The organism is Corallococcus exiguus, assembly GCF_009909105.1.
Lineage (GTDB): Bacteria > Myxococcota > Myxococcia > Myxococcales > Myxococcaceae > Corallococcus > Corallococcus exiguus.
Map to the genome: position 1 here is coordinate 159526 of NZ_JAAAPK010000006.1, position 22453 is coordinate 181978.

The following is a 22453-nucleotide window of genomic DNA, read 5'->3' on the forward strand; positions in this document are numbered from 1 at the left end:
GGGCCAGGACGGACACCGCGCGCCCGGGTTTTACCGGTGCTTCAGGGCGCCGGAGCAACCGTGGGCTTCGGGGCCGCGGGCTGCGCGGGAGCAGCGGGCTGGGCCGGCGCGGCGGGGGCGGCGGGCTTCGGCTCCGGCTTCTCGTGCGACTCCAGGATCTTGCCGTTGTCAGCCGCGATGCGGCGGTACCACGCGTCCGGGTAGCGCGGGTGGCCCACCTTGCCCGTGTTGTCGCGCACGTTGCCGTCGATGTACTTCACGAGCAGCTGCTCACCCAGCTTGCGCCAGCGCGCGTGCACCTTGTCGCCCTGCTGCAGGGAGTACTCGGTGAGGTACTGGCGGGCCTGCTCCGGCGTCCGCTTGTAGAGCACCTGCGCGATGCTCTCGATGTTGGCCTGGTCCGCCAGGAACTGGCCCTCCAGGTCCCCCTGCGCCTTCTGCACGTCGACGATCATGTCGCTCCAGCGCCCGTAGGCCTGGTTCGACACCCAGTTGAAGACCCAGAAGGACGAGTCCCAGGAGAACTCGCCGCGGCTGGCCACGCCCTGGGAGAAGTTCTTCGGCACCTGCCGGATGCCCGCGTACATGGGCGTGTAGACGGTGGTGAAGGTGTCATCCACGCCGAACCAGAGCACCCCGCCAATGGCGTCCGGCAGCGTCGAGCGCATCTGCGCGACGAAGGAGAAGCCCGTCTGCTGCGTGGAGATGGCGCGCTCGTGCACGTAGCTCTTGCCGTCCACGTCCCACGTCATGGGGCGCCAGCGGTAGGGCACCGCGTAGGGCCCCGCGCCCACGTCCTTGGACATGTCCAGCGGCGTGCCCTCGAAGTGGTCGCGCATGAGCGCCATGGCGTCCTGCACGGACACCTTCTTGTCCGGCTTCACCCACAGGGGCAGCCGCTTCGTGGTGTCCGCGCCGTCCGCGAACTCCACGCCCAGCTTCTGGGACGGGGCCGCGCGGCGGAAGATGCTCCACACGCGCGCCTCGCTGAAGCGCTGCCCGCCGAAGTCCAGCGGGTGGTACGTGTCCGCGAAGCTGAAGTCCTTGTCCGCGCCCGTGTACCAGCCCTTCGCGCGCGCGAAGGAGATGACGTCCGGCGAGTACAGCGTGGTGGCGCTGTCGTTGAGCGGGAACTGACGGATGCGCGACTGGTTGGCGTGCGCGGAGATGTAGCCGTCCGGCAGCTTGCGGGCCACCCACACCGCGCCCTTCTGCCCCTCGCCCTTGCCAATCATCTCCAGGAGCCACGCCTCCTTGGGGTCGGCGATGGAGAACGTCTCTCCGGTGGACGCGTAGCCGTACTCGGCGACCAGGTCCGTCATCACCTGGATGGCTTCACGCGCCGTCTTCGAGCGCTCCAGCGCGATGTAGATGAGCGAGCCGTAGTCGATGATGCCCGAGGGCCCCTCCAGCTCCTTGCGGCCCGTGAAGGTGGACTCGCTGATGGACAGCTGGTGCTCGTTCATGTTGCCCACCACCGAATAGGTGGCGGCCGGCTGCTTGATGCGGCCCAGGAACTTGCCGGTGTCCCACTCCATGACGTCGCGCATGGAGCCGGCCGCGTGGCGGCGGGCGGGCGTGTAGTACAGCTCGCCGTACAGCTCGTGCGCGTCCGCCGCGTAGGTGATGAACGTGGAGCCGTCCGTCGTGGCGCCCTTCGTCACCAGCATGCTGGTGCAGGCGTCCGCGACAACGGGGGCGACGAGCACCGCCGTCAGCGGCAGCGCGGTGAAGAGGGTCGAAGGAAATCGGTTCATGGCGGCGCAATCTAGCAGGACCGCCGCCCGCTGCCCGCCCAGACAGGTTGCCCGGCACCCGAGCGCCCGGGCCCCGGCAGCCCTGCCGCATGACGCCATGCGAGAAGCCGATGGCCGTTGAGCCTCGCGCTACTTCCCGGCCCCCACGTTGGATGGCACCCGTCGTGAGGGGACGCTAGGGTTGCCTTTTCCTGCCCGGGGCGTTCCGAACCCCAGGGCTCCCTCTGGAGGAAACCGTGGCGGAGATCGTGGTGGGCCTGGTGGTGTTCTTCGTCCTCACGGTCGTGCTCGGCCCTGCCCTGTGGAGCTCCCGCATCTGGTGGAGCAAGGCGGACCGCGAGCAGGTGAAGGACAAGCACGGCCGCCCCCAAAAGGGCGCGAAGGACGCCTAGGGGACGGCCGGATTGCGGTACCTGGCGGCTACTCGTCGTTCTGGCGCAGCGCCGCCAGCACGTTGAGGTCCTCCAGCGTGGTGGTGTCCTGCGAGGACTGCTTGCCCGCGGCCACGTCGCGCAGCAGCCGGCGCATGATCTTCCCGGAGCGCGTCTTGGGCAGCCCTTCCGCGAAGCGGATGACATCCGGCCGCGCGATGGCGCCAATCTCCTTGCCCACGTGCACGGCCAGCTCCTTCTTGAGCGCTTCCGAAGGCGCGTTGCCCTGCTTGAGCGTCACGAAGGCGACGAGCGCCGTGCCCTTCAGGTCATCCGGGCGGCCCACCACGGCGGCCTCGGACACCTTCGGGTGCGCCACGAGCGCGCTCTCCACCTCCGCGGTGCCCAGGCGGTGGCCCGCCACGTTCACCACGTCGTCCACGCGCCCCATCAGCCACACGTAGCCGTCCGCGTCCGTGCGCGCGCCGTCGCCGGTGAAGTACATGCCGGGCAGCTCGCTGAAGTACGTGTTCACGTACCGCTCCGGGTCCCCGTACACGGTGCGCAGCATGGACGGCCAGGGCTTCGTCACGAAGAGCAGCCCCCCCTGCCCCTTGGGCACGCGCTTGCCGTCGCGGTCGAGAATCTCCGCGTGGATGCCGGGCAGCGGGAACGTGGCGGAGCCGGGCTTGGTGGGCGTGGCGCCGGGCAGCGGTGAAACCATGATGCTGCCCGTCTCCGTCTGCCACCACGTGTCCACGACCGGGCAGCGCCCCCCGCCGATGACGTCGCGGTACCACATCCACGCCTCGGGGTTGATGGGCTCGCCCACGCTGCCCAAGAGGCGCAGCGAGGTCAGGTCGTGCTTCTTCACCGGCTCGTCGCCCAGGCGCATGAAGGCGCGGATGGCGGTGGGCGCGGTGTAGAGGATGGTGGCCTTGTAGCGCTCGATGATGTCCCAGAAGCGGTCCGGGCCCGGCTGCGTGGGCGCACCCTCGTAGATGATGGTGGTGACGCCGTTCATCAGCGGGCCGTAGACGACGTACGTGTGGCCCGTCACCCAGCCCACGTCCGCGGTGCACCAGTAGACGTCGTCATCGCGCAGGTCGAACACCCAGCGCGTGGTGAGCGACGCGTTCATCGCGTAGCCGGCCGTGGTGTGCAGCACGCCCTTGGGCTTCCCGGTGGAGCCGGACGTGTAGAGGATGAACAGCGGGTGTTCACTCTCCACCCACTCCGGCTCGCAGACGTCGGACTGGCCCTTCACCAGCGCGTCCCAGGCCAGGAACTTCGGACCTTCGGGCAGCTTGCCGTCACCGGTGCGGGTGAGGACGATGACCTTCTCGATGCTGGGGGCGTTCGGGAGCGCGGCCTCCACGTTCTTCATCAGTGGCACCACCGCGCCCTTGCGCCAGCCGCCGTCCGCGGTGAGCAGCACCTTGGCGCCCGCGTCCTTCATGCGGTCCTGGAGCGCTTCCGCGGAGAAGCCGCCGAACACCACCGAGTGCACCGCGCCCAGCCGCGCGCACGCCAGCATCGCGACGGCGGCCTCCGGCACCATGGGCAGGTAGATGCCCACGCGGTCGCCCTTCTTCACGCCCAGCGACTTGAGCCCGTTGGCCAGCCGGTTCACCTGCTGGGACAGCTCTCCGTAGGTGAGGGTGCGGCGGTCGCCCGGCTCGCCCTCGAAGAGGATGGCGGGCTTGTCCTTGAGCTTCGGCAGGTGCCGGTCCAGACAGTTGTAGGCGAGGTTGGTCTTCCCCTCGACGAACCAGCGCGCGTGGGGCGGCTTCCAGTCCAGCACCGTCTGGAAGGGTTCCTTCCAGTAGAGCTCCTCGCGGGCGCGGTCGCCCCAGTACTTGTCCGGATCCTTCGCGGCTTCGTCCCACAGCCGCTGATAGTCCTGCATGTCGCGGATGTGGGCCCGCCGGGAGAAGTCCTCGGGCGGGGGGAAGACGCGGGACTCGGTCAGGACCGAGACGATTTCCTGCGGGTCTGCCATGGGCGTTCCTCCAGCTGGAGCGTGGGAACAGCCCCCATGTTGTAGGAAGCCCTCCTCGCTATCTCAAGGGTTCCCTTCGCAGCGGGTGTTCCCCTGAACGCCGTCGAAGCGGATCCACATCTCGCAGGTGCAGTCCGTGTTGTTGTTGGCGTCGTAGGCCAGCCGCATCTGCCCGCTGAACTTCGTGGCGCACACGGTGGTCGCGTCCAGGTGCACGCGGACCTGGTCGAGCAGGCACTCATTCGTCCCGTCGACGGTGGTGCTGACGTTGGCCACGCTGCCGTCGGCGGTGAACGCCTCGCCGTCCTCCAGGACGTAGCCGAGCAGCTGCATGTTCTGCACGCCGAAGTCCGCGCGCACCACGCGTCCGGCGATTTGAAGATTCAACTGGAGGTTGCCCTGGAACTGCTCCAGGAGGCCGCAGTCGTCGCGCAGCGTCTCCGTGGGGATGAGCTCGTACACACCCTCGTTCTGGCTGTAGGGCAGGCAGCCCGCCAGGGTGGAGGCCAGGAGGGCGGTGAGGCTGAGGCGTCGCAGGGTAGACACGGCACGCACCATCGCCCACGGGAGGCATCCGGAACGGGCGCTCGCCAGGGGGCTTTGGGTAGAGTGCGACGCCATGCCTGAATACCGCAACCCCAAACCCACCGTGGACTGCATCATCGAATTGTCCGGAGAGCGCATCGTGCTCATCCGCCGCGCGAACCCGCCGGTGGGCTGGGCGCTGCCGGGCGGCTTCGTGGACGAAGGTGAGCCCCTGGACAAAGCGGCCATCCGCGAGGCCAAGGAGGAGACGGGCCTGGACGTGACGCTGGAGGAGCAGTTCTTCAGCTACTCGGATCCGAAGCGCGACCCGCGCCTGCACACGATTTCGACGGTGTTCATCGCGAAGGCGACGGGCGAGCCGGTGGGCGCGGACGACGCGGCGGAGGCGAAGACGTTCACCGTGGACGCGCTGCCCAAGGACCTGTGCTTCGACCACGGCACCATCCTGTCCGACTACCTGACGTACAAGCGCACCGGGAAGCGCCGCAAGCTGTAGGCGTAGGACGGGCCTCCACGGATGCACTACCTGTTCGTCCTCCTGGCGCTCGGAGCGCTGCTCATCGTCCATGAGCTGGGGCACCTGGTGGCCGCGCGCCTGTTGGGCGTGCGGGTGCCGCGCTTCACCGTGGGCTTCGGGCCGCCGCTGCTGTCGTTCCGGCTGGGCGGGACGCAGTTCGTGCTGGGCGCGGTGCCGCTGGGCGCGTCCGCCAATCTTCAAGGGATGAACCCGCACCGCTCCGCGGAGGAGGACACGTCCGGGTTCGGCACGCTGGGGCCGCTCAAGCGGATGGCCATCATCCTGGCGGGGCCGCTGGCGAACTACGCGGTCGCGCTGGGGCTCTTGTTCGCGCTGTATTCATCCGGGACGCACGTGGTGGTGCCGCTGACGGTGGGCACGGTGCTGCCGGGTTCGGAGGCGGCGCGGGCGCAGCTGTTGCCCGGAGACAAGCTGGTGGCCGTGGCCGGCAAGCCGCTGGCGAGTTGGTCCGACTTCGTCGCGCGGGTGGCGGACGGCGTGGGCGGGCAGCTGGAGCTTTCGGTGGACCGGCACGGCGAGCCGCGCACGGTGACGGTGCGGCCCCGGGCGGACGAGCGCGGCGCGGGGCGCATCGGCGTGAGCCAACAGTACGTGTTCCGCACGCACGCGCCTGGAGAGGCGTTCACCCAGTCGCTGGTGCACACCGGGCGCGTGGCGTCCGAGGCGCTGTCCACGCTGGTGGCGATGGTGCGCGGGCCGGAGGTCGCGGGCAAGGCCGGGCCGGGCGCGATGATGCGCCAGGAGTCGTCCGACGTCGCGTCGTCCACCGCGTCCGGGACGGATGCGCTGGTGCGCGCGCTGGTGGCGGCGTCCGTGGCGCTGGCGATGCTGACGCTGGTGCCGGTGCCGGGACTGGATGGCGGCCGGGTGCTGCTGCTCGCCATCGAAGCGGTGAGTGGACGGCGCATCCCGCCTCGCGTGGAGACGGTGGCGCAGACGGCCGGGTTCCTCTTCCTGTCCATTGGCATCGTGGCCACTGCAGGCGCGGAGATCCGCCGCGCGCTGCCGTCGTCAGAGGCTCCGCCCCCTGGCGTGAAGGCCCCCGCTGTCGCGCCCGTCGCCACGCCCGCGACTGTCGTCCTGGATGCGGGCGTCCTCGCGGTGGCGAGCCCCGCGCCGGTGGCGCCGAAACCGGTGGCCGTGGCGCCCGCGGTTCCAGATGCCGGGACGTCCGCGACCGTTGTCGTCCCCAAGGTGCAGGACGCAGGCACGGTCGTGTCCACCACCTCGCAGCCGGATGCAGGGACATCCGTGTCCGCCGTTGCGCCTCCGGATGCAGGGACGTCCGTGTCCACCGTTACTCCTCTGGATGCGGGGACGTCCGCGTCCGCCGTCGCGCCTCTGGACGCGGGGACGTCCGCGCAACCGGCGCGCGTCGTGACGCCTTTGCCTCCCTGAGGCGTCCGTCCGCCTGCTCCACTGCCCTCCAGCCAGGAAGCGGAGCCACTGTTGGATGGCAGGTGCTGCACGGTTGCGATCCACCTCGGCGATTGCACGGCTGCGTGTGCGCCCATAGAAGCCCAAGGCTTCTTCCACCTCGCGCCGCCCATCAGAGATCCGCATGCTCCAGCCCCCGTTCCCCCCCGTCCCCCCTTCCGAGGAGCGCCACTTCGCGGGCGGCGGTGAGATGGGTGAACTGGTGCGCTCGTTGGACTGGTCGCGCACGCCGCTGGGTCCGTCACGCGACTGGCCCGTCAGCCTGAAGACGATGGTGGGCGTCGTCCTCCACAACCGGTTCCCCATGCTCATGTGGTGGGGCCCGGAGATGATCCAGGTCTACAACGACGCGTACCGTCCGGTGCTGGGCCGCAAGCACCCCGGCTCCCTGGGCGCGCCGGGCGAGAGGATCTGGTCGGAGATCTGGGACGTCGTCGGCCCCATGGCCCAGGGCGTGCTCAACGGCGGCCCCGCGACCTGGAGCGAGAACCTGGCGCTGTTCCTCAACAGCCGGGGATTCGTCGAGGAGACGTTCCACACGTTCTCGTACAGCCCCATCCCCGACGAGCAGGGCGGCGTGGGCGGAGTGCTCGTCACCGTGAGGGAGACGACGCAGGAGGTGCAGTTCGACCGGCAGCTGCGCATGCTGCGCGACCTGGCGGCCCGCTCCGCCGACGCGAAGTCCCCGGAGCAGGCCTGCCTCACCAGCCTGGACGTGCTCGCGGGCAACGACCTGGACCTGCCGTTCTCCCTGCTCTACCTGTTGGACGCGAACGGCGACACCGCGCGCCTCGCGGGCAGCAGCCGGTTGCCCGACACCGTCCTGGCCGCGCTGCCCACGCAGCAGTCCCTCTCCTCCGAGTCCGGCACCGACTGGCCCTTCGCCGAGGCCGCCCGCACCGGTGACTCCGTCATCGTGAAGGACCTGGGGCAGCGCCTCCACGCCCTGCCCGGCGGCCGCTGGAACACGCCGCCATCGCTCGCCGTGGTGCGCGCCCTGACGCAGCCCGGCCAGTCCCGGCCGTCCGGCTTCCTCGTGGGCGGCGTCAGTCCCCGGCGGCTGCTCGACGCGAGCTATCACGCCTTCTTCCAGGCCACCGCCGAGCAGGTCGCGGCCTCGGTCGCCAACGCGCGCGCCTACCAGGCAGAGCGTCAGCGCGCGGAGGAGCTCGCCGCGCTGGACCGCGCGAAGACGGCCTTCTTCAGCAACATCAGCCACGAATTGCGCACGCCGCTCACGCTGCTCCTGGGCCCCACCGAGGACGCGCTCGCCAGCCCCGAGCGAACGCTCCAGGGCGACTCGTTGGAGACGGTGCACCGCAACGCCGTGCGCCTGCGCAAGCTGGTCAACACGCTGCTGGATTTCGCGCGCATCGAGGCCGGGCGCGTGCGCGCCGCCTACGAGCCCACCGACCTGGCCGCCCTCACCGCCGGGCTCGCCAGCGCCTTCCGCTCCGCCATCGAGCGCGCGGGCCTGGTGCTCGACGTGGACTGTCCGACCCTGCCGGAGCCGGCCTGGGTGGACCACGAGATGTGGGAGAAGATCGTCCTCAACCTCGTCTCCAACGCGCTGAAGTTCACCTTCACCGGCACCATCACCGTGGCGCAGGCGCTGAAGGACGGGCACATCGAGCTGCGCGTCACCGACACCGGCACCGGCATCCCCGCGCACGAGCTGCCCCGCCTCTTCGAGCGCTTCCACCGCGTGCACGGCGCCCGCGCGCGCTCCCACGAAGGCTCCGGCATTGGCCTGGCGCTGGTGCACGAGCTGGTGCGGCTGCACGGCGGCACCCTCACCGTCCAGAGCGAGCTGGAGCGCGGCACGACCTTCACCGTGTGCATCCCCACGGGCTTCGCCCACCTGCCGCTGGAGCACGTGACGTCCGCGAAGAGCCAACGCTCGCTGCCCGCGGGCGCGGACCCCTACGTGCGCGACGCGCTCGGCTGGCTGACGGACGTGCCGTCCCCGCCGGCCAATGACGACGGGACGCCCCCAACCATCGACCCGGCGCCGCTGGGGATGGAGGAGCGCGGGCGCGTGCTGCTCGCGGACGACAACGCGGACATGCGCGAGTACGTGGGCCGGCTGCTCGGCGCGCACTGGACGGTGGAAGCGGTGGCGGACGGCGAGGCCGCGCTCCAGGCCGCGCTCGCCCGGCCCCCGGACCTCATCCTGTCCGACGTGATGATGCCCCGGCTGGACGGCTTCGGGCTGCTCCAGGCCCTGCGCGCGGACGAGCGCACCCGCACGGTGCCCGTCATCCTGCTGTCCGCCCGCGCGGGCGAGGAGGCCCAGGAAGAGGGCCTCAACGCTGGCGCGGATGACTACCTGGTGAAGCCCTTCTCCACCCGCGACCTGCTCGCGCGCGTCACCGCGCAGCTCACGCGCTCCCGGCTGCGCAAGCTGGAGGCCGCGCACGGCGAGCGGCTGGCGCGCATCTTCCAGCACACGCCCGTGGGCATCGCCATCCTGCGCGGCCCGGAGCACGTCTTCGAGTTCGCCAACCAGAACTACCTCAAGCTCGTCGCCAACCGGGACGTGACGGGCAAGGCCATCCGCGACGCCCTGCCGGACCTGGCGCGCCAGGGCATCTACGAGCTGCTGGACGGCGTCTTGACCACGGGTGAGCCGTACATCGGCCGCTCCCTGCGCGTCGTCTTCAACGACGGCCCCAACCAGTCCGCGCGCGAGGTGTTCTTCGACTTCGTCTACCAGCCCATGAGCGACGCGAAGGGCCAGGTGGAGTCCATCATCGTGGTCGCCTTCGACGTGACGGAGCTGGCCACCGCGCGCCGCGAGGCGGAGGCCGCCAACCGCGCCAAGGACGAGTTCCTCGCGATGCTCGGCCACGAGCTGCGCAATCCCCTGGCCCCCATCCTCACCGCGCTCCAGCTGATGCGCCTGAGGGGTGAAACGGCGGCGGAGCGTGAGCGCACGCTCATCGAGCGGCAGGTGACGCACCTGGTGCGCATGGTGGACGACCTGTTGGACGTCAGCCGCGTCACCCGGGGCAAGGTCACCCTCAAGCGCGAGCGCGTCACGCTCACCGACGTGGTGGCCAAGGCCATCGAGCAGATCAGCCCGCTCATCGACCAGCGCCAGCACACGCTGGAGGTGGACCTGCCTGACCGCGGCATGGACCTGAACGGCGACCCCACGCGCCTGGCGCAGGTGTTCGCCAACCTGCTCACCAACGCCGCCAAGTACACGGAGCCGGGCGGCTTCCTGGCCGTGACGGGCACGCGCGAGGGCCGCGAGCTCGTCCTCAGCGTGCGCGACACCGGCGTGGGCATCGCGCCGGAGATGCTGCCACGCGTGTTCGACCTCTTCGTGCAGGAGCATCAGGCCCTGGACCGCTCGCAGGGCGGATTGGGACTGGGGCTCGCCATCGCGCGCAGCCTGGTGATGCTGCACGAAGGCGCCATCAGCGCGCACAGCGCGGGCCGCGGCCGCGGCAGCACCTTCACCGTGCGCCTGCCCGCGCTGGAGGCGGAAGCCCCCGCCGCGCTGCCCACGCCGCAGCCCGGCGCGCTCGTCCCCCAGGAGCCCACCTCCGTGAGCGCGCGCGTGCTCATCGTGGACGACAACCGGGACGCGGCGGACGTGCTCTCCGAGTCCCTGGAGTTCCTCGGCTGCACGACGCGCGTGTCCTACGACGGCCCCAGCGGCCTGGAGGCGGCGAAGGAGTTCCGCCCTGAAATCGCGCTCCTGGACATCGGCCTGCCGGTGATGGACGGCTACGAACTGGCCCGCCTGCTGCGCCAGCAGGAGGAGCCCCGTCCCCTCAAGCTGGTGGCGGTGACGGGGTACGGCCAGGAGTCCGACCGCCAGCGCTCCAAGGCCGCGGGCTTCGACGCGCACCTGGTGAAGCCGCTGCACTTCGAGACGCTGGAGGCGCTGCTCAAGGACCTGACGGGCGACTGAGCAGCAGGCCGCCCGTCGTCCAGGGGACGTCCGGCCTCACGAAGCCGGGCCGGGCGGCGGCCAAGGCCTTATGCTCCGGCCCGACATGCCCACGCCTTCCGCGCCCTCCGCCTCCGTGGCGGACGGCGGACTCTTCTGCGAGCTGTACTGGGGCACCTCCCTGGCGGAGGCCTGGAGCTATGGCCCCGAGCTGGGCCAGGTCCACGCCGCGCCCGACGAAAAAGCCCCCCTGCCCCTCTACGGCTTCACGCTGCCGGAGGAGCCCTTCCTCCTCGCCGAACGCACTCCGAAGGGCTGGCGCATCCACGTGCCGCCGGCCGCCCGCGTGGAGAAGAGCCTCAAGGGCCACGACTTCCAACCGGTGGGCCCCGACGAGCTGACGGGCGCCCCGGGCCGCACGGCGGTGGAGCTGCGCGAGGGCATGACGCTGCGCCTCGTGGAGGGCGAGCTGAACCTGCTGCTGCAGCCGTCGGTGGTGAAGGAGCGCGCGGGGCGCTTCCGCGTGCGGGACGTGGCCTGGCTCATCACGGTGGCCATCCTCTTCCTGAGCGCGCCCGTCGCCTTCCTCGTCATGGGGCCGGATCCGGCGCGCATGGCCGCGAACAACGCGCGGGCGCTGCAGGTGGCCCACGACAAGGAAGAGGCGCGGCGCAAGGCCATGGGGTTGGACAAGCCGATGAAGCCCATGACGGAAGCCGAGCGCGCCACGCAACAGCAGGACGGCGGCGTGCGCGTCACCGTCCCGGCGAGCTTCGGCGTGCGCTAGGACGCGGGCTCAGGGCCCCAGGCCCACCCAGACCTCGCCGTCCTCGAAGTACTCCTTCTTCCAGATGGGCACGTCCTGCTTGAGCCGCTCGATGGCGTACTCACAGCCCAGGAAGGCCTCCTTGCGGTGCGCGGACGCCGCGGCGATGACGACGGCCAGCTCGCCCGGCACCAGGGTGCCCACGCGGTGCATGATGGCCAGCCGCGTCCCCGGCCACGTGCGCGCCACCTCGTCGCCAATCTCCGTGAGCTTCGCCTCCGCCATGGGCGCGTAGGCCTCGTACTCCAGCCGGAGCACGCGCCGGCCCTTCGTCTGGTCGCGCACGGCGCCGGAGAACGTCACCAGCCCGCCCGCCCCTTGCGAGGCCACCGCGTCCACGACCTCCGCGAGCTGGAGCGGCCGGCCCACCACGGAGAAGAGGCGCGGCGCCCCACCGGCCACGGGCGGAATCAACGCCAGCTCCGCGTCCGGCGCCACCGGTGAGTCCAGCCCCACGAACTGCTGCTGCACCGCCACGCGCAGGTGCGGCAGGAGCGGCGCCAGCGGAGGGTGCTTCGAGGCGAGCAACGCGAGCACGTCCGAGACGCGCGCCCCGGGAGGCACGTCCAACGACTCGCGGGACAGGCCCGCGCGCTCGCGGGCCGCGGCGAAGTACAGCACCGTGACGGACATGGCCTGCCTCCTGCTTGCGTGTCCCTAGCGCTCGCGCAGCACGACGCGGCCCTGGAGCCGCCCGCCGCCGTCCACCGGGGAGAAGTCGAGGAACCCGTACTCGAAGGGGGTGAACTTCTCCAGGAGCGCCGTCACGAAGAGCTGGCTCATCAGGAGCTTCGCCGTCGCGACGCCCGGCACCGAGCGCACCCCGGCGAGGTCCGCCCGCAGCTGCCCCATGTCCACCATCAGCGACAGGTGGCCCGGCCCGAACGCCTCCGCGCCGAAGCGCGTGCGCAGCGTCTTGCCCACGTCCCCCAGCTCGCGGCCGTTGAGCACCTCGCCCGCCTCCAGCGTGGCGCGCTCCGGGGTGAGCGTGAGCGACACCGGCTGCTCCATGAGCCGCGTGCGGAAGCGCGTGGTGCCGCCCTGCGCCTCCTTCTGGAAGACGAGCCCGTTGTCCTGCAGCTGCTTCTGGATGAGCTGGAGCACCGGCGGCACGGACGCGAGGCCCGCCTCCATCACCACCGTGCCCTTGGGCGCGGGGCGCTGGTCCTGGATGAAGCTCCGGAAGAAGGCCGCCGCGTCGAAGTAGACGAGCATCGTCACGTCGCCGCGCAGCGCCTTGAGGAGCGGCTCCGCGTCCAGCCCCTGCTTGCGCCAGCGCTCCAAAGTCCGCTGCCGCCGGGGCGACTCCGGCGAGCCGAACACCAGCCGCGCCAGCTCCTCCGGAGGCACCGAAAGCTGCGCCGCCGCCACCGGCCCCACCGCCGCGCGTCCCAGCAGCTGCGACGCCGGCCCCCGCGCGCCGCCCAGCAGCGGCCGGGACGAGGCCAAGAAGCCGTCCAGCTCCGCCTGGTCCGCCTGCACCGCGAGCGCGCCGAAGAAGCCGCGCACCGGCATGTCCTCCTTCTCCGCTTCCGGCACCGGCGGCGCGGAGAAGAGGAACACGCTGCCGTCGCGCACCTTGCCGCGCAGCTCCGCCAGGAGCGCGTTCTCGGAGATGCCCGGCCCGGACAGCGCCTCCACCTTGCGGCGCACGAGCTCCACGTCCGGAGACTCCGCCACCGCCAGCGCCTTCACCGTCTCCCCGGGCTCCGGCGCGTCCGGCGAATCCGGCACCGCGAGGTACACGTAGCCCCGGTCCGCGAAGAGCAGCATGGCGTTGCCACCGTCCACCGGCTCCACGCGCGCGCTGCCGTCCTCACGGGGCAGCACCCGGTGGCCGGCGCTCCGCAGCTCCCGCACCACGGCCGCGAGCGCCGCCCGCGAATCCGTCACGCCCAGGAGCGCCACCACGCCGTCGAAGTCCGGAAGGAGGAAGAAGCCGAAACCCTCCTCGGGGTCCACCTCCGAGGGACCGGGCCCCAGGCTGCGCAGCAGCAGCGGCACGAGCGGCGTGTCCGCCAGCGTCTGGCGCATGTTGCCCTCGCCCACCAGCCGCCCGTAGAAGTTCACCAACCCCTCCACGTTGCCGCGCAGACGGGGCACCCACAGCACGGTCTGCGCGTCCTCGGGCACCGCGCGGAGCACCGGGCGCGGCACCACGGTGAGCACCACCCGGGCCAGCTCCTTGTCCCCGTCCAGCGCCCGCACGGTGTAGCGGCCGGCGGTGGCCCACGCGTGGCGGACGCCCGGCACCGTCTGGGGCGGCGTGCCGTCCCCGAAGTCCCAGGTGATGGAGGGCGCCTTCGGGGAGGTGGAGCCGAAGGCCTCCGGCACTCCCGCCTCCAGCGTGCGCTCCGGTCCCAGGTCCGCCCTCAGCCCCCGGCAGCCGGAGGCTCCCAGGCCCACGGCGGCCAGGAGGAGGAGGAACGGAAGCGGGGACGGGTGCGCGCGCGGTCGGGAGGCCATGGGCCTTTCGGTTAGTAGTCCAACGCCAGACCGAACATCCAGCGCCGGCTGCCCAGGTTCAGGCCCTTGCCGCCGAAGTTGTTCACATCCGCATGCGTGTACTCGGCGAAGAGGTACGAGTGGTTCACGCCCAGGTCCGAGTCGAAGTCGCGCGCGAAGCGCGGCTCCAGCACGTCCAGGAGGAACGACACGCCGGCGGTGCCGCCCCAGCCCCACTTGCCGCCGCTGCCCTTGCTGCCCTCCACCTCTTCCGTGGCGCTGCCCTTGGTCATCCACCAGGGGGAGTAGATGAGCCCCAGCTTGGCGTACGGCACCAGCGGGATGCCCCAGCGGAAGGCCGCGTAGTCGAACTTGTAGAAGGCGTTGAGCTGGATGGGCAGCACCTTCAGCGCCGCCTTGTCCGCCGCCGCCGAGCCGTCATCCAGCTTGGCGTCCGCGTACTTCTCCCCGTAGCCCAGGCCCAGGCCCAGGCCCGCCGTGCCGATGCCCTGGTAGAAGAAGCGCTGGAGCTCCCCCTCGACGAGCAGCAGCGACGTGTCACCGAAGGTGTCCTTGTACGGCGTGTTGCCGTTCAGGGCCTTCTCGGTGTCGATGCGCGGCTTGTAGCCGCCCGCGCGGAAGATGACCGCGCCCGTGCGCGGAGAGCGCGTGGGGATGGTCACCTCCTGCGCCACCGCCGGTACCGCCAAGAGAAGCGCCGCGACTCCCAGGCCCACAGCCGTGCTGCTCATGACACCTTCCTCCGAGACGACAGCCAGATGCCCAGGGCGGCCAGCACCGCGCCACCCGCGATGCCGCCGCCGGTCGCGGCACACCCGCCGCGCTCCTGACCGCCATCTTCCACATAGGCATCGAACAAACCATTGCTCTTCACGGGCGTCGCATCCACCTGGGTGGACCCCGTGCTCACGTTGCCCGCCGTGTCGATGATGGTCGCCTGGAGCCGGTACGTCACGCCATTCGTGAGGCCGTTGACGACGACGTTGCCCTCGCCGGACGCCTTGGTGACGCGCGTCACCGGCCCCGTGGTGCCCTCCAGCGCCAGCGCGCCCACCAGCCCCTGCCCGCCGTCCTCCGTGCCCGCGTCCACGTCCGTCCCGGCATCGGTGTCCGTACCGGCATCCTCATCCGTCCCGGCGTCATCCGAGCCCGCCGTGGCCACCCTCGCCGCCTCCACCACGACGGTGGAGTTCGCCTCCGCGCCATCCACCTGAACCGACAGCGCCGAGTCCCGGGCGATGACCTTCGCGATGGAGGGCGTGGCGGGCGGCTGCGGGTCGTACTTCACCACGAAGGGGGGGCTGCCCACGTTGGAGAAGGTCTCCTGGCAATCGAACCCCAGGCTGCCGCCCAGCCGCCGCGCGGACGCGCACAGCTTGAAGGAGATCTCCGTGTCCTGGGTGTCGCACGTCGTCACGGAGCCCGCGTCCGAGCCGCCGCCGCGCGCGGCGAGCGCCTCCCCCACGGTGAAGGTCACGACGCCGTTCGTCGTCGTGTTGGCCGAGTCGAGCGAAGCCAGGACCAGGTCCGTGGACGCGGGCCGCGTGCCGCAGGACCCCGTGGTCACGTAGAGATAGATCGAGTCCTCACAGGCACTCCCGCTGCGCTGCCAACTGAAGCGGCGCTCCTGGCCACATTCACTCTTGGGCACCGTGACGGTGTTGTTCGTGGCGGTGGACGAACTCGTGAACACCACCGTGGGCCCCGTCTGGGCCACGGCCGTGGACGCGAAGAGCAGGAGGCCAATGAAGGGAAGGCGCATGGATGGGCTGGAAGCTAGCAAGGGCGGGGCCACCCTCAAGCCCCGTCCAGACGGCCTGTTTCCCAAGGAAAACCCCGGGTTCGCGCGCCAAACAGGCAAGGTGCCCCCGGGGGCTTTGCCAAATTGTCAGGCGGGGCGTTCCGCCAGCTTGAGGCCCGCGTCCACCAGGTGGGCGGCGGCCCGGCCGGCGTTGTCCACGGACGCGAAGAGCGTCACCCACTCCGGGGCCTGGGGGAAGGCGCGCACGCGGCCCACGTGGACGGCCGGGTCGCTCATCACCAGCATGGGCATGGGGTAGATGCGCTCGCCGGGGGCATCCAGCACCTTGAGCGAGGGAGACGTCTTCAGCGCGGCGCGCACCTGCTCCACGGGGCCCGGCTTCTTCAGCTGCACGTTCACGGTGAGGCCGTGGCCGTGGAAGGTGGGCACCTGCACGGCGGTGCCGGCCAGGACGGGCGTCTCGCCCAGGGCGGAGAACAGGCGCGCGGCCTCCAGCGTCCAGCCGCCCTCCTCTTCCGTCCACGGGCTGTTCACCATGAAGCCGCCCACCTGGGGCACCAGGTTGAAGCCCACGCGGTGCGGGAAGACCTGCGGCTCCGGCTCGCGGCCGGACAGCAGGTCCGCGGTCTGCTTCTCCAGTTCGGAGATGCCGCGCACGCCCGCGCTGGAGGCGCCCATCAGCGCCGTCACCTGCGCGCGCACCACGCCGAACGCGCGGCGCAGCGGCTCCACCAGGTGCACGGTGGCGCTGGTGACGATGCCCGGCAGGCTCACCACCCGGCCCTTGAAGCTGAAGCCCGGCCCCAGGGCCTCCGTGTTGAAGCCCGGGAGGATGAGCGGCACGTTGCCGTCGCTCCGGAAGGCGCTGCTTGCGTCCACCACCCACGCGCCCGCGGCCTGCGCGGCCGGAGCCAGCGTGCGGGACGCCTCCGCGGGAGTGGCCAGCAGCACGACGTGGATGCCCCGGAAGGCCTCCGCCGAGGCGTGCTCCACCTCCAGCGTGTCCTCGCCGTACTCCACCTCCAGGCCCTTGGAGCGCTCCGAGCCGAAGGCCCGCACCTGCTCCATCGGCACGTCGCGAGCGTACAGATTGGCCAGCACCTCGCGGCCCACCACGCCCGTGGCGCCCACCACGGCAATCCGAAGGTTCTCTCTCATGACGGGCTCCTTTACGTCAGCGCCTCCGCCCACGCGAGCACGACGAAGCGCCCTTCAGGCGGAGGCTTCAGTCTTCCTTCAGCCGCGCCGTGGGCGCGGGGCCCGGCAGCGGCGGGAACTTCGGGTTGCGCTCCGGCTCGGAGGCGCGGACGTAGTGCGGCTCCAGGGCGAAGAGCGCCTCCTGGGAGTACGCCTCCGGCAGCCTCGCCAGCCGCCCCACCTCCACCGCGGACGGGAAGGCCGGGCCGGACAGCAGCCGGTGCGGCGCGACGCCGTGCTTCTCCAGCGCCTGGCGGTAGTCCGCGAGCGCGGGGCCCAGGGCCACGGCCTCCGGTTCGGCGGCCATGCGCTGGGCCACCTCTTCCGGTGACATAGCCGTCTCCGGCGCCAGCGCCTCCACGGCGAAGCCCACGCGGCGGTAGGCGCCCAGATAGAGGTCGTCCTTGCGCGCCACGGCGAGGCAGAACAGCGGCACGCCCTCCGGTCCCTCCAGCGCCACCGCCGCCAGCGATGACGCGCCGGCCACCTTGAGGCCCGTGGCGTACGCCAGCGCCTTCACCGTGGCCAGGCCGATGCGCAGGCCCGTGAAGGACCCCGGCCCCAGGCCCACCGCCAGCCCCTCCAGGTCCTTCAGCTTCAGGCCATGGCGCTGGAGCAGGTCCCCGACGACGCCGGGCAGCGCCTCGCTCTGCTTCTCCGGCGGAAGCACCACCACGTGCTCCACGGCGCGCACGGCGTCCCCCTGGCGTTCCACCAGGGCAAGCGACAGCGTCAGCGTGGAGGTGTCCAGCGCGAGCAACACAGGCGACATCCCTTCTTTCGTTTCAAGGCACTCAGGCCGGAACGGCCCAGAACTCCACCGGCACCTGCGACACGCGGTCGCTGCCGCACCGGTACAGCCGCACGCGCGCCAGGCCCTTGTCCAGCATGCCCAGCTGCTTCGCCGCGGCCTTCGACACGTCGATGATGCGGCCGTCCACGAAGGGGCCGCGGTCGTTGACGCGCACCTCCACCTGGCGGCCGTTCTCCATGTTCATCACCTTCACGCACGACCCGAAGCGCTCCGTGCGGTGCGCGGCGGTGAGGGCGTTCTGGTTGAACTTCTCCCCGCTGGCGGTGGACCGGCCGTGGAGGCCGGGACCGTAGAAGGACGCGACGCCCTCCCCCAGGTAGTTGCGGGGCATCTTCTCCCGGCGCGTCACCTTCGTTCCCCCTTCACCGGAAGAGGTCTCCGGCGGCTGGGGCTTCGCCGCGCGCGACGCGCAGCCAGCGAAGAATCCCATCCCCAGCAGCAGGAGCGCGGTACGTCCTCGCATCATCACCTCGCTAGCGGGTCACGTCGTTGGTCACGGCCAGCAGCATGAGCAGGATGAGCAGCGCCAGGCCCACCATGTTCGCCACCTCGCGCACGCGCACGGGGATGGGGCGGCGGCGGATGCCCTCCCACGCGGCGGACAGCAGGTGGAAGCCGTCCAGCACCGGGATGGGCAGCAGGTTCATCACGCCCAGGTTGATGGAGATGATGGCCATCAGGTTGAGGAAGCTGTCCAGGCCCTGCTCGGCGCTCTTGGCGGCCAGCTGGTACATCATGATGGGGCCGCCAATCGTGCTGGGCGACACCTTGCCCACGAACAGCCCGCCCAGCACCTGCACCATCTGCCCGACAATCTTGGGGACGATGAGCGCGGCTTCCTTGAAGGCGGCGGCCGGGCCCAGGTCGATGGTCACCTTCTCCACCGGCGGCAGGTCCGCGCTGCTGTAGCTCCACGGGCGCACGCCGAACACCAGCGGGGCGCTCGTCTGGCCGTAGTCGTCGCGGGTCTTGAGCGGCGCCTGCGCAAGCTTCTCCGTGCGCTCACCCTGGGCACCGCGCCAGGTGAGCGTGAAGGGCTGGGCCTGCAGGCCGTTGAGCACCGTCGCCAGCTTGTTGAAGGACTTCAGCGGCGTGCCGTTGATGGCGACAATGCGGTCGCCCGGAACGATGCCCGCGCCTTCCGCCACGCTGCCGGTGGCCACGCTCGCCACGTAGAGGTCCACCGCCTCCGCGCCCAGCGCCGCCGCGCCCTCGCCGGGCTGACGCGGCAGGGACACCTTCACCACTTCCGGCAGCCGGCCGGTGACGGCGCCCACGTCCACGGGGGCCAGGCGCGCCACGCTCAGCTCCATGGGGGTGCCTTCCGGCACCTTGGCCACCTCCCGGTAGAGGGCGGCCTCGTCCTGCACGTGCACGCCGTTGACGGACAGCACGCGGTCAAAGCTCTTCAGGCCCGCGGTGGCCGCGGGGGACGTCGCCGGCACGCCCACCACCGGCGGCTGCGGGTAGGGGCTCACGCCAATCATCCCGCGCTCGATGGTGTCCACCGGGGACACCTCCGAGCTCTTCTCCGGCGTCACCTCCACCACCTGCTGCTGCCCGTCGCGCTCCAGGGTGATGGGGACGGGGCGGTTGAACTTGCCGACGAACGCGTCGCGCATGTCGTCGAAGGTGCGGACCGGCTCGCCCTCCACGGACAGGATGCGGTCTCCGGGGCGGACGCCCGCGGCGGCGGCGGCCATGTCCGGCGACACCATGCCCACGCGCGTGGACAGCGTCTCCTGGGGCCCAAGGAAGACGAAGAAGTAGACCAGGATGGGGAACAGCAGGTTGAAGGCCGGACCCGCGAGCACAATCAGCCCGCGCTTCCAGGGCGGCTGCGCCAGGAAGCCGCGCGCGGCCTCTTCCGGCGGGAGCTCTTCGTGCGGAAGGTCTCCGGCCATCTTCACGAATCCGCCCAGGGGCAGCAGCGCCACCTGGTACTCCGTCTCCCCCTTGGTGAAGCCGATGATCTTCGGTCCGAACCCGATGGAGAACTTGAGGACCTTCACTCCGCAGGCCTTGGCCACGAGGAAGTGGCCAAGCTCATGCACCGTGACGAGCACGCCCAGCAGGAGGATGAAGTACCCGAGGTTCAGGAGCATGGCCGGAAGAGTAATCGCGCCCCCCGGGGCGGACAACGCACAACGCACGCCGCAAGGCGGGCGGGCAGGCGCGAAATCAGGCACTTACGGCAGCAGGTGCCTCACGAACTGCACATAGACGAACACCAGCGGCGCATTGAAGATGAGCGCGTCGATGCGATCCAGCACGCCGCCGTGTCCGGGAATGAGCTTTCCGGAGTCCTTCACGCCGTACGCGCGCTTGAGCATGGACTCGCACAGGTCACCCACGGGGCCCAACAGGCCACCCAGGATGCCCAGCACCACACAGTCCCACACGGTGAAGATGGGGAAGAAGCCGAGCTTGGCGACGAACATGCCCAGCACGGAGCCGACCATGCCGCCGAAGAAGCCCTCCCACGTCTTGTTCGGGCTCACCGCGGGGTAGAGCTTGTGCTTCCCCAGGAAGCGGCCGGCGAAGTACGCCAGCGTGTCGTTGGCCCAGGTGATGGTGAGCGCGCAGATGACCCACGCGTGCCCTTCCGGCAGCAGGCGCAGCGCGGACAGCGCGGTGAGGCCAATGGAGCCGTAGAGGAAGCCCGTGACGAGGTGCGCGGCCCGGGTGGGGGCCTCCGCGAGCACGCCCCGGAACAGGTTGTAGATCCACGCGAAGAAGAAGAAGACGGACGTCAGCCAGAAGGCGGCCTCGCCCGTGCGCGCGGCGTCTCGCAGCGGCAAGAGCGGCATCACGAAGGCGAAGGCCATGCCCACCCAGGCGGCGGCGCCCAGGCGCTTCTGCGTGATGAGGTAGTACTCGCCGGCGCACACGGCCGCGGCGGCACCCAGGAGGATGGCGCTGGAGTACCCGCCCAGGAACAGGAGCAGGAGCACCAGCGGCAGGAGGGTGACGCCTGTGACAACGCGGATGAGGAGGTTCTTGTTCTTCTCGTTCACGCCTTGGCCCGCTGGGGGGTGTCGTCCCGGTTGACCTGGGCGGACGTCAGACCGAAGCGCCTTTCGCGGCCCTGGAACTGCGACAGGCAGCGCAGGAACTCTTCGGTGCGGAAGTCGGGCCACAGGGCGTCGGTGAAGCACAGCTCGGCGTACGCCAGTTGCCAGAGCAGGAAGTTGGAGATGCGCTGTTCGCCGCTGGTGCGGACGATGAGGTCCACCGGCGGCAGTCCGGCGGTCCACAGCCGCGACTCCAGGTCGTCAGCGTCCAGGTGCGCGGGGTCCAGCTCGCCACGGGCAGCGGCCTGAGCCAGGTCGCGCGCGGCGCGCAGGAGCTCCTCGCGGCCGCCGTAGGAGAGCGCCAGGGTGAGCACCATGCCCGTGTTGTGGGCGGAGTCCGCCCGGAGGCGCTCCAAGGGCTCGCGGACGTAGCGGGGCAGCTTGTCCACCTCGCCGATGGCGTTGAGGCGGATGCCGTTGTCGAGGATTTCCGCGCGCTCGGACTCCAGGTACTCGCGCAGGAGGTCCATGAGGCCGGCGACCTCTTCCGGCGGGCGGGCCCAGTTCTGGGAGGAGAAGGCGTAGAGGGTGAGGGCCTGGACGCCAACACGGCGGGCGGCGCGGGTGACTTCCCGGACGCTCACGCTGCCCTCGCGGTGGCCCTCCAGCCGGGGCTGGCCGCGAAGCTCGGCCCAGCGGCCGTTGCCGTCCATGATGATGCCCACATGGCGCGGGAGTGGCCGGGCCTTGACCTGGATCTCAAGGGCGGTGGGCAACACTGTGGGGGGGCGATCCATGAAGCCGCGCACCCTAGCGGCGGCGCCGCGTCGCGTCCACGGGCGCGTGGCCGCCCGGTCCCTCTGGGGTGTTGGATGGTCGCCTGCTGGGGTTGAACGGTTCGAGAGGGGACATGAACCCGGCTAAAGTGGTCTTCCATGAAAACTCCTCATGGGTGTCCTTCCTTCCGGGTGCTCGGCGGGCTGCTCGGGTTCTGGGTGTTCGGGGCGGGTCCGGCCTTCGGGCAGGCGGCGGGGACGGGGGCGGCGGCGGCGCGGCCCGCGGGCACGTACTTCGACGCGGCGATGGAGGAGGCCGCCCGGCTCTATGAGGACCTGGAGTCCGAGCAGGCGCTGGCGGCGGTGACCCGGGCGCGGCGGCTGGCGCGGACGGACGAGGAGCGCAGCGCGGCGGCCATCTACGAGGGCGTCATCCTGGCGGACATGGGACGGCGCGATGATGCGCTGGCTTCGTTCCGGGCGGGTCTGCTGCTGGCGCCGGAGGCGAAGCTGCCGGCGAAGGTGTCGCCCAAGGTGGTGGGGGACTTCGAGGCGGTGCGGCAGACGGTGCGGCAGGAGCGCGTGGTGGTGGAGGAGCCGGCGGAGCCAACGCGGCCTCCGGTGGTGGCGAAGCCTGCGGATACGCCGGTGCGGCCTCCGGTGGTGGAGAAGCAGGTGACGCTGAATCCGCCTCGGGTCGCAGTGGCGTCTGAGCCGGCTCCGGGCGTGGATTTGAAGGCAGCGGGTGCGGAGCGCGCGGGGCTGCGAATTCCGACGGTGTCGTGGGTGTTGCTGGGGACCGGCGTGGTGGCGGGCGGCGTGGGGTCCGTCATCGGGCTCCAGTCGCGAGGCAACGTGAGCTCCGCGCGCGACGCGGACCTGTCCGGGGACGTCAGCGGGCATCTGGACGATGCGCGGGGCCAGGCGGTCGTGGCGAACGTGCTCTTCGGCACGGCGGCCGCGGCGGCGGTGGGCGCCATCACCACGTACTTCCTGAGCGGTGATTCCACCGTCGCGGAGGGTGGACAGTGAGGCACTGGCTC

Annotated in this window: 19 protein-coding genes; 6 read left to right on the plus strand and 13 right to left on the minus strand. The window is 71.0% G+C overall.

Going from position 1 to position 22453, the window contains the following annotated elements; all coding sequences use genetic code 11:
• Positions 1 to 41: 41 nt before the first annotated feature.
• Entirely contained in the window at positions 42 to 1757 is a 1716-nt protein-coding gene (locus GTZ93_RS24045) for a dipeptidase (RefSeq protein WP_121754853.1), read from the minus strand.
• Between the two features lie 236 nt (positions 1758 to 1993).
• Between GTZ93_RS24045 and GTZ93_RS24050 the strand changes: the two genes are divergently transcribed.
• On the plus strand, positions 1994 to 2149 hold the full coding sequence (locus GTZ93_RS24050) for a hypothetical protein (RefSeq protein ID WP_158620742.1): 156 nt from the start codon (positions 1994 to 1996) through the stop codon (positions 2147 to 2149).
• Positions 2150 to 2177: 28 nt separating this feature from the next.
• On the opposite strand, the gene acs is transcribed toward GTZ93_RS24050, so the two are convergent.
• Both acs and GTZ93_RS24060 read right to left on the minus strand, forming a co-directional pair.
• The gene (gene acs, locus GTZ93_RS24055; protein WP_139923294.1) at positions 2178 to 4130 is read right to left on the minus strand and encodes an acetate--CoA ligase; all 1953 of its coding nucleotides are present in this window, start codon (positions 4128 to 4130) and stop codon (positions 2178 to 2180) included.
• A gap of 63 nt (positions 4131 to 4193) precedes the next feature.
• Complete coding sequence (locus GTZ93_RS24060) at positions 4194 to 4676, minus strand: hypothetical protein (RefSeq protein ID WP_257979513.1); 483 nt, start codon at positions 4674 to 4676, stop codon at positions 4194 to 4196.
• A gap of 73 nt (positions 4677 to 4749) precedes the next feature.
• On the opposite strand from GTZ93_RS24060, the gene GTZ93_RS24065 reads away from it, so the two are divergent.
• The 4 genes from GTZ93_RS24065 (at position 4750) to GTZ93_RS24080 (ending at position 11342) form a co-directional block, all read left to right on the plus strand.
• The gene (locus GTZ93_RS24065) at positions 4750 to 5172 is read left to right on the plus strand and encodes an NUDIX domain-containing protein (RefSeq protein ID WP_120529920.1); all 423 of its coding nucleotides are present in this window, start codon (positions 4750 to 4752) and stop codon (positions 5170 to 5172) included.
• Between the two features lie 21 nt (positions 5173 to 5193).
• Positions 5194 to 6612, plus strand: a complete 1419-nt coding sequence (locus tag GTZ93_RS24070) for a M50 family metallopeptidase (RefSeq protein WP_139923290.1) — start codon at positions 5194 to 5196, stop codon at positions 6610 to 6612.
• 163 nt (positions 6613 to 6775) lie between these two features.
• Positions 6776 to 10576, plus strand: coding sequence for an ATP-binding protein (locus tag GTZ93_RS24075; RefSeq protein WP_161663016.1), 3801 nt, complete (start codon positions 6776 to 6778; stop codon positions 10574 to 10576).
• 85 nt (positions 10577 to 10661) lie between these two features.
• Positions 10662 to 11342, plus strand: coding sequence for a hypothetical protein (locus GTZ93_RS24080; RefSeq protein WP_139920749.1), 681 nt, complete (start codon positions 10662 to 10664; stop codon positions 11340 to 11342).
• Between the two features lie 9 nt (positions 11343 to 11351).
• Here GTZ93_RS24080 and GTZ93_RS24085 read toward each other — a convergent pair whose 3' ends face one another.
• The 10 genes from GTZ93_RS24085 to uppS form a co-directional block, all read right to left on the minus strand.
• A complete protein-coding gene (locus GTZ93_RS24085; RefSeq protein ID WP_120578784.1) occupies positions 11352 to 12014 on the minus strand; it encodes a molybdenum cofactor biosynthesis protein in 663 nt (220 codons plus the stop codon).
• Positions 12015 to 12038: 24 nt separating this feature from the next.
• Complete coding sequence (locus GTZ93_RS24090; RefSeq protein WP_121754850.1) at positions 12039 to 13847, minus strand: PKD domain-containing protein; 1809 nt, start codon at positions 13845 to 13847, stop codon at positions 12039 to 12041.
• An 11-nt stretch (positions 13848 to 13858) separates the two neighbouring features.
• Positions 13859 to 14578, minus strand: a complete 720-nt coding sequence (locus GTZ93_RS24095; RefSeq protein ID WP_120597705.1) for an MXAN_2562 family outer membrane beta-barrel protein — start codon at positions 14576 to 14578, stop codon at positions 13859 to 13861.
• A complete protein-coding gene (locus GTZ93_RS24100) occupies positions 14575 to 15609 on the minus strand; it encodes an MXAN_2561 family MXYO-CTERM-anchored protein (protein WP_139920747.1) in 1035 nt (344 codons plus the stop codon). The genes GTZ93_RS24095 and GTZ93_RS24100 overlap by 4 nt, the downstream gene beginning before the upstream one ends.
• Before the next feature lie 126 nt (positions 15610 to 15735).
• On the minus strand, positions 15736 to 16767 hold the full coding sequence (locus GTZ93_RS24105; RefSeq protein ID WP_139920745.1) for an aspartate-semialdehyde dehydrogenase: 1032 nt from the start codon (positions 16765 to 16767) through the stop codon (positions 15736 to 15738).
• 67 nt (positions 16768 to 16834) lie between these two features.
• Positions 16835 to 17578: a tRNA (adenosine(37)-N6)-threonylcarbamoyltransferase complex dimerization subunit type 1 TsaB gene (tsaB, locus tag GTZ93_RS24110; protein WP_120578789.1), complete on the minus strand. Its 744-nt coding sequence runs from the start codon at positions 17576 to 17578 to the stop codon at positions 16835 to 16837.
• Positions 17579 to 17600: 22 nt separating this feature from the next.
• Entirely contained in the window at positions 17601 to 18083 is a 483-nt protein-coding gene (locus tag GTZ93_RS24115; protein WP_139920753.1) for a septal ring lytic transglycosylase RlpA family protein, read from the minus strand.
• A gap of 10 nt (positions 18084 to 18093) precedes the next feature.
• A complete protein-coding gene (gene rseP / locus GTZ93_RS24120; protein WP_139920743.1) occupies positions 18094 to 19725 on the minus strand; it encodes an RIP metalloprotease RseP in 1632 nt (543 codons plus the stop codon).
• An 84-nt stretch (positions 19726 to 19809) separates the two neighbouring features.
• Positions 19810 to 20637: a phosphatidate cytidylyltransferase gene (locus GTZ93_RS24125; protein WP_120578791.1), complete on the minus strand. Its 828-nt coding sequence runs from the start codon at positions 20635 to 20637 to the stop codon at positions 19810 to 19812.
• Positions 20634 to 21431: a polyprenyl diphosphate synthase gene (uppS, locus tag GTZ93_RS24130; protein ID WP_120578794.1), complete on the minus strand. Its 798-nt coding sequence runs from the start codon at positions 21429 to 21431 to the stop codon at positions 20634 to 20636. The genes GTZ93_RS24125 and uppS overlap by 4 nt, the downstream gene beginning before the upstream one ends.
• Positions 21432 to 21569: 138 nt before the next feature.
• On the opposite strand from uppS, the gene GTZ93_RS24135 reads away from it, so the two are divergent.
• Positions 21570 to 22442 (plus strand): tetratricopeptide repeat protein, encoded by an 873-nt coding sequence (locus tag GTZ93_RS24135; RefSeq protein ID WP_161663017.1) that lies wholly within the window; start codon positions 21570 to 21572, stop codon positions 22440 to 22442.
• The last annotated feature ends 11 nt before the right edge of the window (positions 22443 to 22453 follow it).

What these genes read in the sequence shown, in the direction of transcription:
- GTZ93_RS24090 (WP_121754850.1), bottom strand. Translation starts at nt 13,847, where the DNA reads ATGGCCTCCCGACCGCGCGCGCACCCGTCCCCGCTTCCGTTCCTCCTC.
- rseP (WP_139920743.1), bottom strand. Translation starts at nt 19,725, where the DNA reads ATGCTCCTGAACCTCGGGTACTTCATCCTCCTGCTGGGCGTGCTCGTC.
- GTZ93_RS24085 (WP_120578784.1), bottom strand. Translation starts at nt 12,014, where the DNA reads ATGTCCGTCACGGTGCTGTACTTCGCCGCGGCCCGCGAGCGCGCGGGC.
- GTZ93_RS24135 (WP_161663017.1), top strand. Translation starts at nt 21,570, where the DNA reads ATGAAAACTCCTCATGGGTGTCCTTCCTTCCGGGTGCTCGGCGGGCTG.
- GTZ93_RS24100 (WP_139920747.1), bottom strand. Translation starts at nt 15,609, where the DNA reads ATGCGCCTTCCCTTCATTGGCCTCCTGCTCTTCGCGTCCACGGCCGTG.
- GTZ93_RS24045 (WP_121754853.1), bottom strand. Translation starts at nt 1,757, where the DNA reads ATGAACCGATTTCCTTCGACCCTCTTCACCGCGCTGCCGCTGACGGCG.
- GTZ93_RS24105 (WP_139920745.1), bottom strand. Translation starts at nt 16,767, where the DNA reads ATGAGAGAGAACCTTCGGATTGCCGTGGTGGGCGCCACGGGCGTGGTG.
- acs (WP_139923294.1), bottom strand. Translation starts at nt 4,130, where the DNA reads ATGGCAGACCCGCAGGAAATCGTCTCGGTCCTGACCGAGTCCCGCGTC.
- uppS (WP_120578794.1), bottom strand. Translation starts at nt 21,431, where the DNA reads ATGGATCGCCCCCCCACAGTGTTGCCCACCGCCCTTGAGATCCAGGTC.
- GTZ93_RS24095 (WP_120597705.1), bottom strand. Translation starts at nt 14,578, where the DNA reads ATGAGCAGCACGGCTGTGGGCCTGGGAGTCGCGGCGCTTCTCTTGGCG.
- GTZ93_RS24070 (WP_139923290.1), top strand. Translation starts at nt 5,194, where the DNA reads ATGCACTACCTGTTCGTCCTCCTGGCGCTCGGAGCGCTGCTCATCGTC.
- GTZ93_RS24065 (WP_120529920.1), top strand. Translation starts at nt 4,750, where the DNA reads ATGCCTGAATACCGCAACCCCAAACCCACCGTGGACTGCATCATCGAA.
- GTZ93_RS24075 (WP_161663016.1), top strand. Translation starts at nt 6,776, where the DNA reads ATGCTCCAGCCCCCGTTCCCCCCCGTCCCCCCTTCCGAGGAGCGCCAC.
- GTZ93_RS24080 (WP_139920749.1), top strand. Translation starts at nt 10,662, where the DNA reads ATGCCCACGCCTTCCGCGCCCTCCGCCTCCGTGGCGGACGGCGGACTC.
- GTZ93_RS24115 (WP_139920753.1), bottom strand. Translation starts at nt 18,083, where the DNA reads ATGCGAGGACGTACCGCGCTCCTGCTGCTGGGGATGGGATTCTTCGCT.
- tsaB (WP_120578789.1), bottom strand. Translation starts at nt 17,578, where the DNA reads ATGTCGCCTGTGTTGCTCGCGCTGGACACCTCCACGCTGACGCTGTCG.